The organism is Actinomadura sp. 6N118 (assembly GCF_044326415.1).
Classification (GTDB): Bacteria; Actinomycetota; Actinomycetes; order Streptosporangiales; family Streptosporangiaceae; genus Spirillospora.
Window position 1 is genome coordinate 692,509 of sequence record NZ_JBIRAZ010000002.1, and the last position, 16,364, is coordinate 708,872.

The 16,364-nt window shown below is 69.9% G+C and carries 14 protein-coding genes; 7 read left to right on the forward strand and 7 right to left on the reverse strand.

The genetic code is table 11. The features are described from left to right. Nucleotides 1-108: 108 nt before the first annotated feature. Nucleotides 109-3,294, reverse strand: a complete 3,186-nt coding sequence (ileS, locus tag ACH34W_RS07040; RefSeq protein WP_395959879.1) for an isoleucine--tRNA ligase — start codon at nt 3,292-3,294, stop codon at nt 109-111. 796 nt (nt 3,295-4,090) lie between these two features. On the opposite strand from ileS, the gene ACH34W_RS07045 reads away from it, so the two are divergent. Genes ACH34W_RS07045 through ACH34W_RS07055 form a run of 3 tightly spaced genes read left to right on the forward strand, consistent with a single transcriptional unit; the run spans nt 4,091 to nt 6,248 of the window. Then, nucleotides 4,091-4,471 (forward strand): TraR/DksA family transcriptional regulator, encoded by a 381-nt coding sequence (locus ACH34W_RS07045; protein ID WP_395960066.1) that lies wholly within the window; start codon nt 4,091-4,093, stop codon nt 4,469-4,471. Beyond that, entirely contained in the window at nt 4,444-5,319 is an 876-nt protein-coding gene (gene lspA, locus ACH34W_RS07050) for a signal peptidase II (RefSeq protein WP_395959880.1), read from the forward strand. Before ACH34W_RS07045 ends, lspA begins: the two co-directional genes overlap by 28 nt. Continuing rightward, nucleotides 5,319-6,248, forward strand: coding sequence for an RluA family pseudouridine synthase (locus ACH34W_RS07055; protein WP_395959881.1), 930 nt, complete (start codon nt 5,319-5,321; stop codon nt 6,246-6,248). The genes lspA and ACH34W_RS07055 overlap by 1 nt, the downstream gene beginning before the upstream one ends. A gap of 27 nt (nt 6,249-6,275) precedes the next feature. Here the strand turns inward: ACH34W_RS07055 and ACH34W_RS07060 are convergent, their stop codons facing one another. The 3 genes from ACH34W_RS07060 to ACH34W_RS07070 form a co-directional block, all read right to left on the reverse strand. Continuing rightward, nucleotides 6,276-6,584 (reverse strand): AzlD domain-containing protein, encoded by a 309-nt coding sequence (locus ACH34W_RS07060; protein ID WP_395959882.1) that lies wholly within the window; start codon nt 6,582-6,584, stop codon nt 6,276-6,278. Continuing rightward, nucleotides 6,581-7,321, reverse strand: a complete 741-nt coding sequence (locus ACH34W_RS07065) for an AzlC family ABC transporter permease (protein WP_395959883.1) — start codon at nt 7,319-7,321, stop codon at nt 6,581-6,583. Before ACH34W_RS07065 ends, ACH34W_RS07060 begins: the two co-directional genes overlap by 4 nt. 87 nt (nt 7,322-7,408) lie before the next feature. Further along, the gene (locus ACH34W_RS07070) at nt 7,409-7,711 is read right to left on the reverse strand and encodes a chorismate mutase (RefSeq protein ID WP_395959884.1); all 303 of its coding nucleotides are present in this window, start codon (nt 7,709-7,711) and stop codon (nt 7,409-7,411) included. Between the two features lie 299 nt (nt 7,712-8,010). Between ACH34W_RS07070 and ACH34W_RS07075 the strand changes: the two genes are divergently transcribed. Next, nucleotides 8,011-8,832 carry an AraC family ligand binding domain-containing protein gene (locus ACH34W_RS07075; RefSeq protein ID WP_395959885.1) on the forward strand — a complete coding sequence of 274 codons (822 nt, stop codon included), beginning with the start codon at nt 8,011-8,013 and terminating at the stop codon, nt 8,830-8,832. 290 nt (nt 8,833-9,122) lie between these two features. Next, a complete protein-coding gene (gene dnaE, locus ACH34W_RS07080) occupies nt 9,123-12,656 on the forward strand; it encodes a DNA polymerase III subunit alpha (protein WP_395959886.1) in 3,534 nt (1,177 codons plus the stop codon). 67 nt (nt 12,657-12,723) lie between these two features. Here dnaE and ACH34W_RS07085 read toward each other — a convergent pair whose 3' ends face one another. Then, nucleotides 12,724-13,422, reverse strand: a complete 699-nt coding sequence (locus tag ACH34W_RS07085; RefSeq protein ID WP_395959887.1) for a DUF6882 domain-containing protein — start codon at nt 13,420-13,422, stop codon at nt 12,724-12,726. 141 nt (nt 13,423-13,563) lie between these two features. On the opposite strand from ACH34W_RS07085, the gene ACH34W_RS07090 reads away from it, so the two are divergent. Next, on the forward strand, nt 13,564-14,166 hold the full coding sequence (locus ACH34W_RS07090; protein ID WP_395959888.1) for a hypothetical protein: 603 nt from the start codon (nt 13,564-13,566) through the stop codon (nt 14,164-14,166). On the opposite strand, the gene ybaK is transcribed toward ACH34W_RS07090, so the two are convergent. Together ybaK and ACH34W_RS07100 are read right to left on the reverse strand one after the other, a co-directional pair. After that, nucleotides 14,050-14,580, reverse strand: a complete 531-nt coding sequence (gene ybaK, locus ACH34W_RS07095; RefSeq protein ID WP_395959889.1) for a Cys-tRNA(Pro) deacylase — start codon at nt 14,578-14,580, stop codon at nt 14,050-14,052. The genes ACH34W_RS07090 and ybaK overlap by 117 nt on opposite strands. Nucleotides 14,581-14,625: 45 nt before the next feature. Continuing rightward, nucleotides 14,626-15,288, reverse strand: coding sequence for an LON peptidase substrate-binding domain-containing protein (locus ACH34W_RS07100; protein ID WP_395959890.1), 663 nt, complete (start codon nt 15,286-15,288; stop codon nt 14,626-14,628). A 235-nt stretch (nt 15,289-15,523) separates the two neighbouring features. Between ACH34W_RS07100 and ACH34W_RS07105 the strand changes: the two genes are divergently transcribed. Next, on the forward strand, nt 15,524-16,354 hold the full coding sequence (locus ACH34W_RS07105; RefSeq protein WP_395959891.1) for a PhzF family phenazine biosynthesis protein: 831 nt from the start codon (nt 15,524-15,526) through the stop codon (nt 16,352-16,354). Nucleotides 16,355-16,364: the final 10 nt, after the last annotated feature.

Consider the following 16,364-nt stretch of genomic DNA (forward strand, 5'->3'; position numbering starts at 1 on the left):
GGCCCAGGACGGAAATGTCACGCGCATCAGGGCCAGGCGGGCGCCTGACCCGGATGCGCGTGTCCGGATGTGCCGGTGCGAGGCCTTTCCAGGCCGCGCGAAAATCGCCTAGACCTTGCGGAGCCAGAAGGTCAGACCCAGTTCGTCGTCGCGGTGCGCAGGGAGGCCGGCGGCCTTGCCCTCCTGGACGGACTCGGCCAGGACCTCCGTGCCGATCTCGGTCGCGTGGCCCCGGAGTGCCTCGGCGAGGTCGCCACCGGCGGCCCTCCACCAGAGCTCGATCCGGTCGGTGACCTCCAGCCCGCTCGACTTGCGGCCTTCCTGGATCAGCCGGACCGCCTCACGGGCCAGGCCCGCGCGGCGGAGTTCGGGTGTGAGCTCCAGGTCGAGGGCGACGGTCTCGCCCGCGGCGCTCTCCACGGCCCAGCCGGTGCGGGGCCGTTCCGTGACGATCACGTCGTCGGAGGAGAGCGTCTGGGCGCCGATCCCGGTGTCCAGGGTGACCGTTCCGTCGGCGCGCAGGGTGGTGACCACCCACGTCGGATCGGCGCTGGTGACGGCCTTGGCGACCGCCGGGGTGTCCTTGGCGTAGCGCTTGCCGAGCTCGCGGAAGTTCGGCTTCACCTCGTACTCGACCAGGTCGCCGCCGATCGAGGAGAGCTCCTCGAACGCCAGCACGTTGAGCTCCTCGGAGATCTGGGCGCGGAGCTCCACGGGCAGGTCGGCCCATGCCGGGGCGCCCACCAGAGCACGGCCGAGCGGCTGGCGGGTGCGCACGCCGCTGGCGGCGCGGGCCGAGCGGCCGAGCTCCACCAGGCGCCGGACGAGGGCCATCTGGGTGGTGAGGGCCGGGTCGAGGAGCTCCTCGTTCACGGCGGGCCAGTCGGTGAGGTGGACCGACTCGGGGGCGTCGGCGGGACGGATCACGTCCCACACGTGGTCGGTGACGAAGGGGACCATCGGCGCCATCAGGCGGGTGAGGGTCTCCAGGCACTCGTAGAGCGTGGCGAACGCGGCGTCGTCGCCGTCCCAGAAGCGGCGGCGGGAGCGCCGCACGTACCAGTTGGACAGGTCGTCGACGAACTCGGCCAGGCGGCGTCCGGCGCGGGCGGTGTCGAACTCCTCAAGGGCGGAGTCGACCTCCTTGACCGTGCGGTGAAGCTCGGCCAGGGCCCAGCGGTCCAGGAGCGGGCGGTCGGCGGGCGCCGGGGCCTCGGCGAGGCGGTCCGGCGTCCAGGCCTGGCCCTGGGCGGCCGCCGCGTTGGCGTAGAGGATGAAGAACGAGGCGGTGTTCCAGTACGTGAGGAGGACCTTGCGGACGACCTCTTCCAACGCGTTGTGGCCGATCTTGCGGTTGGCCCAGGGCAGGCCGCTGGACAGCATGTACCACCGCAGCGCGTCGGCGCCGTGGTCGTCCATCAGCGGGATGGGCTGCAGCACGTTGCCGAGGTGCTTGCTCATCTTGCGGCCGTCCTCGGCGAGGATCAGGCCCAGGCACAGGACGTTCTCGTACGACGACCGGTCGAAGACGAGCGCGCCGACCGCCATCATCGAGTAGAACCAGCCGCGGGTCTGGTCGATCGCCTCGCAGATGAACTGCGCCGGGTAGGACTCCTCGAAGATCTCCTTGTTGCGGTGCGGCGCGCCCCACTGGGCGAACGGCATCGAGCCCGAGTCGTACCAGACGTCGATCACGTCCGGCACACGCCGGGCCTCGGCCCCGCACGTGCTGTCGGCCGCGTCTCCGACACGGGCACCGCACGGGATCGTGACGTCGTCCACGTACGGACGGTGCGGGTCGAGCTTGTCGAGGTCCTGCCCGGCGAGCTCACCCAGCTCCTTGAGGGAGCCGACGCACGTGATGTGGTCGTCGTTCTCGCTGCACACCCACAGCGGGAGCGGCGTGCCCCAGTAGCGGCTGCGCGACAGCGACCAGTCGACGTTGTTGCGGAGCCACTCCCCGTACCGGCCTTCCTTCACCGTCTCGGGGAACCAGTTGGTCTTCTCGTTCTCCTGGAGCAGCCGGTCCTTGATCTGCGTGGTCCGGATGTACCAGGCCGGGAGCGCGTAGTAGAGCAGCGCCGTGTGGCAGCGCCAGCAGTGCGGGTAGCTGTGCTCGAAGTGGTCGCCGCGGAACAGCAGACCCCGTGCCTTGAGGTCGGCGGTGAGCGCCTCGTCGGCGTCCTTGAAGAACGTCCCGCCGACGAGCGGCACGTCGGGCAGGAACTTCCCGTCCGGGCCGATCGGGTTGACGATCGGCATGCCGTAGGCCTTGCAGACGGTCATGTCGTCCGCGCCGAACGCGGGCGCCTGGTGGACGAGGCCCGTGCCGTCCTCGACGGTGACGTAGTCGCCGAGCACCACGTAGTGCGCATCGGGGATGTCGACGAGCTCGAACGGGCGCGCGTAGGCGGTGTGTTCGAGCTCGCGGCCCTGGTACGTGGCGAGGCGCTCGGCGTCTTCGCCCAGCACCTGCTCCAGCAGCGGCTCCGCGACCACGAGCACCTCGTCTGAGCCGGCCGAGCGGGCGGCGACATAGGTGACGTCGGGGTGCACCGCGACGGCGGTGTTGGACACCAGTGTCCACGGCGTGGTGGTCCAGATGAGCAGGGCGGCGTTCAGCTCGGCGAGCGGGCCGGAGGTGACCGGCATCCGCACGTACACCGACGGGCTGGAGATCGTCTCGTAGCCGCCCGGCTGGCCGAGTTCGTGGTCGGACAGGCCGGTGCCACAGCGCGGGCAGTACGGGGTGATGCGGAAGTCGCGGAACAGCAGCCCCTTGTCGAAGACGGTCTTGAGCGACCACCAGACGGACTCGACGTACTCGGGGTCCATGGTCCGGTAGGCCTGGGACATGTCGACCCAGAAACCCATCCGCTCGGTCATCTCTTCGAACGCGTCGACGTGCCGGAGCACCGACTCGCGGCAGCGCGCATTGAACTCGGCGACGCCGTAGGCCTCGATGTCCTTCTTGCCGGTGAGGCCGAGCTCCTTCTCCACGGCGACCTCGACGGGCAGGCCGTGGCAGTCCCAGCCGGCCTTGCGCGCGACGTGGAAGCCCTTCATGGTCTTGAAACGCGGGAAGACGTCCTTGAAGACGCGGGCCTCGACATGGTGGACGCCGGGCATGCCGTTGGCGGTGGGCGGGCCCTCGTAGTAGCCCCAGCGCGGCCCGGACGCGGTGCGCTCGAGCGACCGCTCGAAGACCTTGTTCTCCTGCCAGCGGCGCAGCATGTCCCGCTCGAGGGCGGGCAGGTCCACCTGCGCGGGCAGGGGCCGGAACTGACGGCTCACGTGGGTTCAACCTCCGGATCGACGCATGAGCATGTGCCTGCTTCGTGTCCGGAGGGACGAGACGCCCTGGCGGGGCCCCGCGGTACCACCCTCCTTGGCCGTCTGAGTCATGTCGAATCGAGACGGCCCGCTTCGTTCGAGTCTCGGGCGGCCGGGTCTACTGTGCCCCGATGTGCCGTGTGCCGGCGCAGGGGCGGTTCTTCCGGCGGCTCAGGGGTGATCAGACCGCCGGGCCCGCCTCCGGGCTCGCACCGTCCCCGGATCGCTCATGGCTGCTTGCGGCGGCAGTTGTCCCCATCATGGCCGCGCCGATGAGACTGCTCGCTGCGACCTTAACGCACCCGCGCGGGAAACTCTTCCCCTTATCCGCCGACCTGGGTTTCCGGGGAACGATGTGGCGCAGGTCACCAAAGAGATCGACCTCTTCATGGGTTCTTGTCCAGCCGTCACCGGGCATATGCCGCGTGTAGTCGACCAAGGTCGTCGGGTGAGGACGGGTTGTTTGCCGTGCCGCGAAAGGGGACTTATGCTGCCCGCACTGCCTGTCGAGGAGATCAGCGCGAGGGGGACCGACATGGCCGGCGCGGGGAACGGCACGCCGCCGCCGAAGGGGACGGCTCAGGGAAAACGTTCGCCTGCCAAAAAGGCCCCCGCCAAAAAGACCCCGGCCACGAAGGCGCCCGCCACCAAAGCCCGTTCCACAAAGGCTTCCACGGCGCCTAAGGGCAAGGCGGACGCGCCGAAGCCCGCTTCGAAGGTCTCCGCCGCCGCGAAGGCGCCGGCCAAGGCCGCGAGACTGCCGGTCCGCGAGGGTGAGGACCGCTGGACCGAGGAGGAGGTCGCCGAGGTCCGGTCGGCCCTGGGGGAGGAGATCACCGCGCTGGGCGAGGAGATCGCCGCCGCCGCGACGCAGATCGCCGACGGGGACGCCACCGACGGCGCGGGCGACGACCAGGCCGACGTGGGCGCCAAGACCTACGAGCGCGAGCACGAGATGGCCCTCGTCAACAACGCGCGTGACCTGCTCGCCCAGAACGAGCGGGCCATCGAGCGGATGGACGCCGGCACGTACGGGATCTGCGAATCATGCGGCAGGCCGATCGGCAAAGGGCGCTTGCAGGCCTTTCCACGTGCGACCCTATGTGTGACATGCAAACAACGCGAGGAACGTCGCTGAGCGACAACACAGACTCCAAGAGCGCGGCCGAGGGATCTGCGGGATCCCCTCGGCCGCGCCGTATCGGCGTCCTGATCCTGGTCGCGCTGGCCGCGCTGGCCCTCGACGTGGTCTCCAAGATCATCGTCGTGGCGGCCTTGCAGGACAAGGAGCCGATCAAGCTGCTGGGCGGCCTGCTGACGCTGCGCGAGACGCGCAACAGCGGTGCCGCGTTCTCCATCGGGACCGGCTACACGATCATCTTCACCGTGATCGCGTGCGGGGTGGTCATCGCCATCCTGCGCACCGCGCGCAACCTGCGCAGCCTGCCCTGGGCGGTCTGCCTGGGCCTGCTGCTCGGCGGGGCGGTCGGCAACCTGATCGACCGGATGCTGCGCGCGCCGGCCCCGCTCAAGGGCCATGTCGTGGACTGGATCGAGCTGCCCCACTGGCCGGTCTTCAACCTCGCCGATTCGGCGATCGTGTGCGGCGGCGCGCTCGCCGTCCTGCTGGCCGCCCGGGGCCTCCAGCTCGACGGCACCCGGCTGACGAACGAGAAGGACAACGAGAAGGACAAGGCCTCCGAGGCTGGGGCTTCCGAGGCCAATGCGGACCCACAGCCCAAGGCGGACGTGGAGCCCAAGGCGGACGTGGAGCCCAAGCCCGCCGTAGAGCCCAAGCCCGCCGTAGAGCCCAAGCCCGCCGTAGAGCCCAAGCCCGCCGTAGAGCCCAAGATCGACGCGGAGCCCAAGCCCGCCGTGGAGGCGGACGGTTCTGCCGATGGCGGCGTGCCGAACGGCAAGGTCGACGGTCAGGCCGAGCGGAAGGCGGCCCCCGAGGCCGGGGCGACGCCGGAAGAGCAGTCCTGATGGCCGACGTCCGCAGCCTCCCGGTGCCCGACGGCCTGGAGGGAGAACGGGTGGACGCCGCGCTGGCGCGGTTGTTCGGCCTCTCCCGGGCGCGGGCGGCCGACATCATCGCCGCCGGTGACGTCCTCGTCGACGGCAGGGAGGTCGCCAAGTCCGACCGGGTCCACGGCGGGGCCTGGCTGGAGGTGACCCTCCCGCCCCCGCCCGCCGCGCCCGCTCCGGTCGCCGAGCCCGTCCCGGGCATGGTGATCCTGTACGAGGACAACGACATCGTCGTGGTCAACAAGCCGATCGGTGTCGCCGCCCATCCGACCACCGGCTGGACGGGCCCCACCGTCCTGGGCGGGCTCCTCGGCGCCGGGCACACCATCGCCACCAGCGGAGCGTCCGAACGCCAGGGCATCGTGCACCGGCTCGACGCCAACACCACCGGGGCGATGGCCGTGGCCAAGAGCGAGGTCGCCTACTCGCGGCTCAAGCGCGCGTTCAAGGAACGCCGCGTCGACAAGCGTTACCAGGCGCTGGTGCAGGGCCACCCTGATCCCTTCAGGGGCACGGTGGACGCGCCGATCGACCGGCATCCGTCCGGGGACGGCCGGTTCGCCGTGGTGGCGGGCGGCAAGCCCTCCGTGACGCACTACGACACGGTCGAGGCCTACCGCGCCGCCACGCTGCTCGACATCGACCTGGAGACGGGCCGTACGCACCAGATCCGCGTGCACATGTCCGCGATCAAGCACCCGTGCGTGGGGGACATGGCCTACGGGGCCGACCCCACGCTGGCGGCCCGGCTGGGGCTGACCCGCCAGTGGCTCCACGCGGTGCGGCTCGGATTCGAGCATCCCACCGGGGGCGACTGGGTCGAGTTCGAGAGCCCGTACCCCGATGACCTGGCCCGGGCCCTGGAGATCGTCGCCGACGAGTCCTGAGCCCCGTTCACGAGTCCTGAGCCCCGTTCAGAGGAGCAGCCGCAGTCCGGCGGCCACGACGGCGGCGACCGCGAGCACCACGAGGAACGGGGCGCGCAGCAGCAGGGCCACGACCGCCGCGCCCAGGCCCGCCATCCGCGGGCCGTCGAACTCCAGGGCCCGGCCGTCGGCCAGGGCCTGGACCGCGATCAGGGCGGTCAGCAGGGCCACGGGCACCAGATCGGTGAACCTGCGTACCCGCGGGTCGTCGAGCACCCGCTGCGGCGTGACCAGTCCGCCGAGCTTGAGGGCGTAACACCCGAGCCCGGTCGCGATCACCGCGATCCACACGTTCACGCCGGTCCCCCCGCGCGGCTCTCGGCGCGGCGGCCGGGCAGGAAACCGAGGAGGGCCGCTGCGGCGGCCAGCATCACCGGGACGCCCGGCGGCAGCAGGGGAGTGGCGGCGATCGCGAGCACCGCGGCGGCGGCCGCGACCTTGATCTCCATGCGTCCCGCCGCCAGCCGGGGCCAGAGCAGGGCGAGGAAGACCGCGGGCCCCAGGGCGTCGAGCCCGAAGGTGTCCGGGTCGCCCAGCCTGGAGGCGCCCGCCGCGCCCGCCAGCGTGCTGAGGTTCCAGGTCAGGTAGAGGCTGATCGCGGTGACGTAGAAGCCGACGCGGGCCGATTCACGGTCCGGCTGGGCCGTGGCGACCGCGGTCGACTCGTCGATGACGCCTTGGGCCGTGAGGAGGCGCCGCCACCCTCGTACGCGCAGCATCTCCGCCAGGCGCAGGCCGTACAGGGCGTTCCGGCCGCCCAGGAGGACCGCGCCGAGCGTTCCGGCCACCAGCCCGCCTCCGCCGCCGATCACCCCGGCCAGGGCGAACTGGGACGCGCCGGTGAACGTCAGCAGGCTGAGCGCGCACGCCTGGGCCACCGACAGCCCGGCGGTGACCGCTGCGGCGCCGAAGGCCAGCCCGGAGACGCCTACCGCCAGGCCCACCCCGAACCCGTCGCGCACGGCGGCTGAACGGGCCGCGGAGGCGGCGGCGGTCCCTTCGGCTGTGGTGGTGACCTCATCCGTCGAAATCATGCGGGTGACCGTATTGAGACAGGTATGGCCCGGTCTTGAACGTTCTTGCACGCGGGTGACGGGTGGCCTGTGTTACTCGACCCTGCGTTACTCGGCCCTGTGTTGCTCGGCGACCTCCAGGCCCGCCTCGATGACCGCGTTCATGATCCTTGCCAGCCGCTCGGGACCGAGGGAGGGCGCTTTCTCGGCCATCGCCGTGACGATCTGGCGTTCACGCTCGGGATTGCGGCCCGCGAAGCCCCCCACCGGCTTGAGGCGCTGCACGGCCCCCGCCACCGCGGTCCGCCGCTCCAGCAGCACGGCGAGGGCGGCGTCTATCTCGTCGATGGCGGCGCGCGCCTCGGCCAGTGAGCCGATGGCCGGTTCGGTGGAGTCGATCAGCTCGTGCATGTCGGGGTTCCCTCTCTCGCGGCGGCGGCGTCCGCGCAGGGGGTGGTGTCCATGCCCGGAGCCGCGTCTTGAAATGAAGAAAAGGCAGGCCCGATGGATGGGCGCTGCCTTTTTGCCGGCTCCGGGGTCGTCGCTCAGGTAGCGCCGACCGGCTCGACCAGAGCCGGCTGCGTAAACCTGAAATAACGACGATCCATGTTCTCGATCGTAGGGGGCGTTCGGTGGACGCGCCAATCCCCGGAATAATCGTCTCAGATATTGAGACGATTTGATCCGAGGGCGACGGTACCCTTCGTGTCATGAGTCAAGAACGGGCGCACTACTGGCGGCATCCGGCGCTGCCGAACGTCGATTTGCTCCGTGCCCGCTTCATCACCCACCGCTTCGGACGGCATGTCCACGAGGGCTACAACTTCAGCGTGATCGAGCAAGGCGTCGAGGAGTTCGAGCATCGCGGCACCCTGCTGCGTGCCGGTCCCGGCTCGATCGTCGTGGTCAACCCGGACACCGTGCACACCGGCCAGGCCGTTCACCCGGAGGGCTGGGGCTACCGCGGCATGTACCCGTCGGTGGAGCTCGTCGCCGACGTCGCCGCCGAGCTGGGGCTGCCGCAGGGCACCCCGTGCTTTCCGGAGACCGTCCTGCACGACCCCGCCGCGGCTCAGCTGCTGAGCGCCGCGCACAGGGCGGGGGAGCATGGCGACGCGCTCGCGGCCACATCATTGCTGCGGTCCGCGCTGGCCGGGATGTTGCAGCGCCATGCCCAGTACTCGGGAACGGGAGAGGTCTCCTCGGCGATGCCGGACTCCGTTCGCGCGGCCAGAGACATCTTGCACGGACGCCTGGTGGAGCCGCCGTCCCTAGAGGAACTGGCCGAGGCGGTTGGGGCCCGCCCGTTCTCCCTCCTGCGTGCGTTCCGAACGGCCACAGGCCTGCCACCGCACGCCTACCTCAACCAGGTCCGCGTCCGGGAGGCCCGCAGGCTGCTGGACGCGGGCGGGCGCCCTGCGGAGGTCGCCACGCGGACGGGGTTCGCCGATCAGGCGCATCTGACACGTCACTTCAAGCGCACGATCGGGGTCCCGCCGGGTGCCTACCAGCGCGCCCGCGCCGCCGCCTGAGGCACTCCCGGCACACCGCCTGAGGGCACTCCGGGCGTGTGGCCGCGTGCCGTGCGTAACGGTCGAGAGCGGGCCCACCGGGCATCCGGAGTGTCGGGGCGCGGGCTGTCGGTGGGGAGGGTTAGGCTCTCAGAGCCGCGTCGCCCCGGGCTCGTTCCGGGGTGGCGATCTTCCCCCGGGCCCGCATGTCGCAGACACGTGCCGACCGCACGTGCGCGGAGCCATGGCCTGACCGGCGCGGGTTTCGGCACGGCTTGACCAGCAGGGCACAACTAGGAGGCGCACAGAGCATGGCGGACTCGTTCGTACACCTACACGTACACACCGAGTACTCCATGCTGGACGGTGCCGCCCGGCTCAAGCAGATGTTCGAGGAGGTCAGCCGCCAGGGCATGCCCGCGATCGCGATGACCGACCACGGCAACATGCACGGCGCCTACGACTTCCACAGGCAGGCCACCGCCGCCGGGATCACTCCGATCATCGGTATCGAGAGCTACATGGCCCCTGAGTCCCGCTTCCACAAGAAGAAGGTCCAGTGGGGCGAGCCCAGCCAGAAGCGCGACGACGTCTCCGGTGGCGGCCTCATCAACCACAAGACGCTCTGGGCGCGTGACAAGACCGGCCTGCACAACCTCTTCAAGCTCTCCAGCCGCGGGTTCACCGAGGGCTTCGTGTTCAAGTACGCGCGGATGGACGAGGAGCTCCTCGCCGAGCACTCCGAGGGCGTCATGGCCACGACGGGCTGCCCGTCCGGCAAGATCCAGACACGGCTGCGCCTCGGGCAGTTCGACGAGGCGCTCAAGGCCGCCGCCACGTTCCAAGACATCTTCGGCAAGGAAAACTACTTCCTTGAGCTGATGGACCACGGCTTGGAGATCGAGCGCCGCGTCCGCCAGGGCCTCATCGACATCGGCAAAAAGCTCGGCATCCCGCCGGTGGTCACCAACGACTCGCATTACACACACGAGTCCGAGGCCACCGCGCACGACGCGCTCCTGTGCGTCCAGGTCGGCAAGCAGCTCGCCGACCCCGACCGGTTCCGGTTCGACGGCAGCGGCTACTACATCAAGACCGCCGACGAGATGCGGGGGATCGACTCGTCCGACATCTGGGCCGAGGGCTGCCGCAACACGCTTCTCATCGCGGAGCGGGTCAACCCCGAGGGCATGTTCGAGTACCACAACCTCATGCCCAAGTTCCCGGTCCCCGAGGGCGAGACCGAGGAGAGCTGGTTCCGCAAGGAAGTCTGGAAGGGGATGGACTGGCGCTTCCCCGACGGCTACGACGAGGAGCACAAAAAGCAGGCCGAGTACGAGATGGACATCATCTGCAAGATGGGGTTCCCCTCCTACTTCCTGGTCGTCGCCGACTTCATCATGTGGTCCAAGCAGAACGGCATCGCCGTGGGACCGGGCCGCGGCTCGGCGGCCGGCTCGCTGGTCGCCTACGCGATGGGCATCACCGACCTCGACCCCATCCCGCACGGGCTGATCTTCGAGCGGTTCCTCAATCCCGAACGTGTGTCCATGCCCGACATCGACGTCGACTTCGACGAAGCCGGGCGGGCGGAGGCCATCCGCTACACGACGGAGAAGTGGGGCGCCGACAAGGTCGCCATGATCGCCACGTTCGGCACCATCAAGGCGAAGGCCGCCGTCAAGGACGCGGGCCGCGTCCTCGGCTTCCCCTACGCGCTGGGCGACCGCATCTCCAAGGCGTTCCCGCCCGCCGTCATGGGCAAGGACATCCCGCTCTCGGGCATCTTCGACGACAAGCACCCGCGCTACGGCGAGGCCGGCGAGCTGCGCAGGCTGTACGAGGAAGAGCCCGACGTCAAGCAGATCATGGATCTGGCCCAGGGCCTGGAGGGCCTGATCCGCCAGACCGGCGTGCACGCCGCCGGCGTCATCATGTCCGCCGAGCCGCTCACCGACCACATCCCGATCATGCGCCGGGACGCGGACGGCGCGATCATCACGCAGTTCGACTACCCGACCTGCGAGACGCTCGGCCTGCTCAAGATGGACTTCCTGGGCCTGCGCAACCTGACGATCATGCAGGACGCGCTGCGCTACATCGAGGCCAACAAGGGCGAGAAGCTCGACCTGCTCAAGCTCCCGCTCGACAACCGCAAGGCCTACGAGCTGCTGGCCCGCGGCGACACGCTCGGCATCTTCCAGCTGGACGGCGGCGGCATGCGCTCGCTGCTCCGGCTGATGAAACCCGACAACTTCGAAGACATCTCCGCGGCGCTCGCGCTCTACCGGCCCGGCCCGATGGGCGCCAACTCGCACACCAACTACGCCCTGCGCAAGAACGGCCAGCAGGAGATCACCCCGATCCACCCCGAGCTCGAAGAGCCGCTCAAGGAGATCCTCGGCACGACCCACGGCCTGATCATTTACCAGGAGCAGGTCATGGCCATCGCGCAGAAGGTCGCGGGCTACTCACTCGGCAGCGCCGACCTGCTCCGCCGCGCGATGGGCAAGAAGAAGAAGTCCGAGCTGGACAAGCAGTTCGAGTTCTTCGAAAAGGGCATGCAGGACAACGACTTCTCGGCCGCCGCCATCAAGGCCCTCTGGGACATCCTGCTGCCGTTCTCCGACTACGCGTTCAACAAGGCGCACACCGCGGGCTACGGCCTGGTCTCGTACTGGACCGCCTACCTCAAGGCCAACTACCAGGCCGAATACATGGCCGCCCTGCTCACCTCGGTCGGCGACGACAAGGACAAGAGCGCGCTCTACCTCAACGAGTGCCGCCGCATGGGCATCAAGGTCCTGCCGCCGGACGTCAACACCTCCGACGCGGACTTCACGCCCATGGGCGACACCGAGATCCGCTTCGGCCTCTCCGCCGTCCGCAACGTCGGCACCAACGTCGTCGAAGGCATCGTGGCAGCCCGCAAGGAGAAGGGCGCCTACACCGACTTCAACGACTTCCTCAACAAGGTCCCGCCGATCGTCTGCAACAAGCGCGTCGTCGAGTCGCTCATCAAGGCCGGTGCCTTCGACGAACTCGGCCACCAGCGCAAGGCGATCCTCATGGTGCACGAGCCGGCCATCGACTCGGTCATCGACATCAAGCGCAAGGAGGCCATCGGCCAGGACTCCCTCTTCGGCGCCCTCGAAGAGGACGACGGCCAGGCCGCGTTCACCGTCGCCATCCCCGAGTCCGAGGAGTGGGACAAGACCACCCTCCTCGCCTTCGAACGCGAGATGCTCGGCCTCTACGTCTCCGACCACCCGCTCCTCGGCATCGAGCACATCCTGGAGCGCGAGGCCGACCGTTCCATCGCCGCCATCAACGAAGGCGACGGCCCGGACGGCCAGGTGGTGACGGTCGCGGGCCTCCTGTCCGGCCTGCAGCGCAAGGTCACCAAGCAGGGCAACTCCTGGGCCATGTTCCAGCTGGAGGACCTGGGCGGCTCCATCGAGGTCATGTGCTTCCCCTCCAGCTACCAGCTGTGCTCGACGCTCCTCGCCGAGGACGCCGTCCTGGTGGTCAAGGGCCGCATCGACCGCCGCGAGGACGTCGCCAAGATCATCGCGATGGAGGTCACGCAGCCCGACCTCACCATCGCGGACGCCCACGGCCCCCTCTCGGTCACGCTCCCGATCGGCCGGTGCACCCCGCCGATCGTCGCGAGCCTCAAGGAGGTCCTGAACGCCCACCCGGGCGCGTCCGAGGTCCACCTGCACCTGCAGAACGGCCCGCGCACCACCGTCGTCCGCCTGGACGACAAGCTCCGCGTGGCGCCCTCACCCGCCCTCATGGGCGACCTCAAGCAACTCCTGGGCCCCTCCTGCTTCAACCTCTGAGCCCTTCAATCTCTGGCCGACCCGGCCGCTTTGTATCACCCGGCCGGGAGGTCAGTAGGCCTACTGGTCAGAGGCTCGCGGGGCTGAGCTCCGCGTCCCAGTGGACGAGGCGGCCCAGGCCGTCGAACTGGGCGTGGGCCTTGCCGCCGCCGGGGAGCAACACCTCGGTCTGCCCCTCGGACTCGCGGTAGGGGATCGTGTGGTGGCTCAGCAGGCGGGCGAGAGTCAGCCGGGGCTCGCGGGGGAAGAGGCTGACCGCGTTGGAGATCAACCGGGGGACGGGCACGGGATCCCAGATGGCGGGCGGAGCCTGTGGGTCGTCCACGTGGAGGTAGGCGGAGCCGCCGTCATATCCCGCGCCGATGTAACCGCCGCCGCCCAGCACGCCGCCCGCCGCCATCGCGATCAGCTCGCCGCCGTGCCCCGCGGGCCCCTCGTACCAGCTGAGGTCGATCTCGGGGGTTGTGAACTCCGGGATGCCGAGGCGCTCGCCGAGGGTGCGGATGGCCAGGGTGGGGGCCACCGCCGGATGGGCGTCGCCGAACTGCGGGTTGGCCCAGCCCCAGAGCCAGGTGCGCTCGTTGGCGGCGTAGCTGCCGAGCAGTGACACCCGGACGGTGACGCCGCCGCTGGTGTAGGTGCGCGCGGTCAGGTCAGCACTCCAGTCCTCGCGCGGCAGGAACTCCGCGAGGGTCTCCTGCTGCTGCAGGACGACTGCGGCGAGGGCGGCGCCGAGGCGTTCGAACGCTGGACTGAATCCGGACATATCGGGGACATTATCCCAGGGAATGAGTCGTGCGCGGGCGGGAATCAGACACCATGCGGTTGTCGATCAGCTGACCAGGGGGAGTTAGGCTTTCGCTGTCAGAGGACGTGTGGCGACTGTGTTCACCTAGGAGCGTACGAGGTGCGGGGACCGACCGGGAAGGCCTTGCGAACCTGGGCGGTCGCGACGATCGTCGTCACGGTCCTCGGGCCGCTGGCCGGGCTGCTGTGGGCGAAGATCGTTCCGACGGTCGAATACGTCGTCATCCAGGGCGAACCCCTGTTCGCCGACCCCGAGGGCCAGGGGCCGGTCGGCATGGACGGCCGGTTCGCGCTGATCGTCATGGTGGCCGGAATCGGCTGCGGTGCCCTCGCCTATCTGGCCGGGGGACGCGGCAACGACATCCCGCTCGTGCTGGGTCTCGCCGTGGGCGGCATCGCAGCGGCCGTCATCGCCTGGAAGACCGGGCACCAGATCGGCCTGGCCCGCTACGAGGACGCGGTGCGCGCGGCCAAGGACGGCGCGACGGTCAAGGGGGTCGCCGAGCTCCGCGCCACCGGCATCGTGACCTTCTGGCCGATCCTGGCCGTGGGTACGTACGGCGCACTGGAGCTGTTCGTGAAGCGCCTACCCGCGGGCGATCGCGGCAAGGCGGCCGCCGGTGAGCCGGAGGAGATCGGCCGGGGCGAGCTCGATCTGCAGGCCACGGCGCCCGGCGGAGACGTAGACCGTCGCGAACCCTGACGCCGTCTCGTCGATCACGATCGGCAGCCGCTTGCGCTGCCCCAGCGGGCTGATGCCGCCCACGACGTAGCCGGTGGCGCGTTCGGCGTCCTGAGAGTCGGCCAGCTGGGCCTTCTTACCACCGGCCGCCGCGGCGAGCGCCTTCAGGTCGAGGGTGGCCGATACAGGCACGACACCGACGGTGAGCTCGCCGTCGACCTCGGCCACGAGCGTCTTGAACAGCCGCTCGCGCGGGATGCCCAGCGCGTCGGCCGCGGCCTCGCCGTACGACAGCTCGGTGCTCGGATCCACCTCGTACGTGTGCAGGCTGAACCCGACCTTCGCCTTGGTCGCCGCCACCGTCGCCGGCGTGCCCTTACCGCCGCCTTTGCTCGCACCCTTGCCCTTCGCAGACTTCGCCTTCGCTGAACTCATGGCGCTCAGTGTGCCGAATATCGGCCCGCCCCTGGCCCGCTAGCGCTAGTTCGGGTTGAACGAGCCGTCCAGGAACTGGCCCGCGGGGACCGTGGGGAGCTTGTCGAGCAGGCGGTTCTCGCGCTCGAGGAGGTCGCGCTCCAGCTGGAGGCGGACAGTGGCGTCCTCGGCCTGCAGGAGGCGCTGCTTCTCGTGGCCGTCCAGGACCACGGCGGCGGCGATCAGGTACGAGAGGCGCACGGGATCCTCGGGCAGGTCGAGCGGCTCGGCCATCTCGGCGCCCGCTTTGGCCAGGCGGTGCCGGTACAGCTGGAACAGCAGCCGGACGCGGCGGGCGACCGGCTCGGGATCGGCGCCGGCCTCCTCCGGCAGGAACTCCACGTCCCCGCGCAGGTAGGGGCGGGAGCGGTCGAGCTCCTTGAGCGTGAATCTGCGGCTGCCGACCGTCACGATGTCGAACCGGCCGTCCTCGTGCGGCGTCACGGTGTGCAACTCGGCCGCGCAGCCCACCCCGGCCAGGCGGCGGGCCGCGTCCTCGCCCACCTCGTGGCCCAGCTCGATGCCGACGACCCCGAAGTACCGCGGCTCGGGTCGTTCGAGCAGGTCGTGGACCAGCAGGCGGTAGCGGTCCTCGAACAGGTGCAGGGGCAGCACAAGGCCCGGATAGAGCACTGTGCCCAGTGGGAACAACGGAAGCCGTTCGGTCACGGTCTTCACCAACTCGCTTCGGGGGCGGCCCTGGGGATCCGCCCACGGCGCCAGAGTACTTCCGGATTCAACGATCGTTGCATGCCGGATTTATCACAGTCTGAAGCTGTGCGATCACCGTGACCGCCGCGTCCCGTCGCTGCGTCCCCATCGATGCGTCCCCCTCGATACGTACAGGCCAATCCGGGTGGATTGGCCGTTCTCCTGGCGAGCGGTGCCGGTTAGCGTCGGGGACATGAGGATGCTCGTCGTCGACGCTTTCACCGACCGCCCGTTCGCCGGGAACCCCGCAGGCGTCTGCCTGCTCGACCAGGCTGCCCAGCGCACTTCAGAGGCAGGGAGCGACTGGATGCAGCGCGTCGCGGCAGAGATGAAGCACTCCGAGACCGCGTTCGTCCGCCCGATCGATGCTCCGGACGCCGAGTTCGAACTGCGCTGGTTCACCCCGGTGGTCGAGGTCGCCCTGTGCGGCCACGCCACGCTGGCCAGCGCCCACGCCCTCTACGAGACCGGAGTGGCCCCCGCCGATCAGCCGATCCGCTTCCGCACGCTCCGTTCGGGCGTCCTCACGGTGACCCGTGTGGAGGACGGCGGTCTGCTGATGGACTTCCCCGCGTGCCCGCCCGCCGAGACCGAGGCGCCGGACGACCTGGGCGAGGCGCTCGGCACGACGCCCTTCTGGACGGGCCGCAACTCGCAGAACGACCTGCTCGTGCTGGTCGCCGACGAGGAGGCGGTGCGCAAGCTGGCCCCGGACATCGCGGCCCTCGGCCGGATGGACGCCCGCGGGATCATCGTCACGGCCACCGCCGACCCGGGACAGGGGTACGACTTCGTGTCCCGGTTCTTCGGGGCCAGGGTCCTGCTCGGCGACGGTGAGGACCCCGTGACGGGCTCCGCCCACTGCGCGCTCGGCCCGTACTGGGGAGCGGAGCTCGGCCGTGATCGCCTCGTCGGATTCCAGGCCTCCGAGCGCGGCGGGCAGGTCGGTGTCACCCTGCGCGGCGACCGGGTCGAGCTGAGAGGCCGAGCGGTGACCGTCCTGGACGGCGAGTTCAAAGCTTGACGATCTTCTG

Bases quoted from the DNA above. Each gene is read 5' to 3' on its own strand.
- ACH34W_RS07070 (WP_395959884.1), bottom strand. From the start codon at position 7,711: ATGCACGAGCTGATCGACTCCACCGAACCGGCCATCGGCTCACTGGCC.
- dnaE (WP_395959886.1), top strand. From the start codon at position 9,123: ATGGCGGACTCGTTCGTACACCTACACGTACACACCGAGTACTCCATG.
- ACH34W_RS07065 (WP_395959883.1), bottom strand. From the start codon at position 7,321: ATGATTTCGACGGATGAGGTCACCACCACAGCCGAAGGGACCGCCGCC.
- ACH34W_RS07055 (WP_395959881.1), top strand. From the start codon at position 5,319: ATGGCCGACGTCCGCAGCCTCCCGGTGCCCGACGGCCTGGAGGGAGAA.
- lspA (WP_395959880.1), top strand. From the start codon at position 4,444: ATGCAAACAACGCGAGGAACGTCGCTGAGCGACAACACAGACTCCAAG.
- ACH34W_RS07075 (WP_395959885.1), top strand. From the start codon at position 8,011: ATGAGTCAAGAACGGGCGCACTACTGGCGGCATCCGGCGCTGCCGAAC.
- ybaK (WP_395959889.1), bottom strand. From the start codon at position 14,580: ATGAGTTCAGCGAAGGCGAAGTCTGCGAAGGGCAAGGGTGCGAGCAAA.
- ACH34W_RS07085 (WP_395959887.1), bottom strand. From the start codon at position 13,422: ATGTCCGGATTCAGTCCAGCGTTCGAACGCCTCGGCGCCGCCCTCGCC.
- ACH34W_RS07105 (WP_395959891.1), top strand. From the start codon at position 15,524: ATGAGGATGCTCGTCGTCGACGCTTTCACCGACCGCCCGTTCGCCGGG.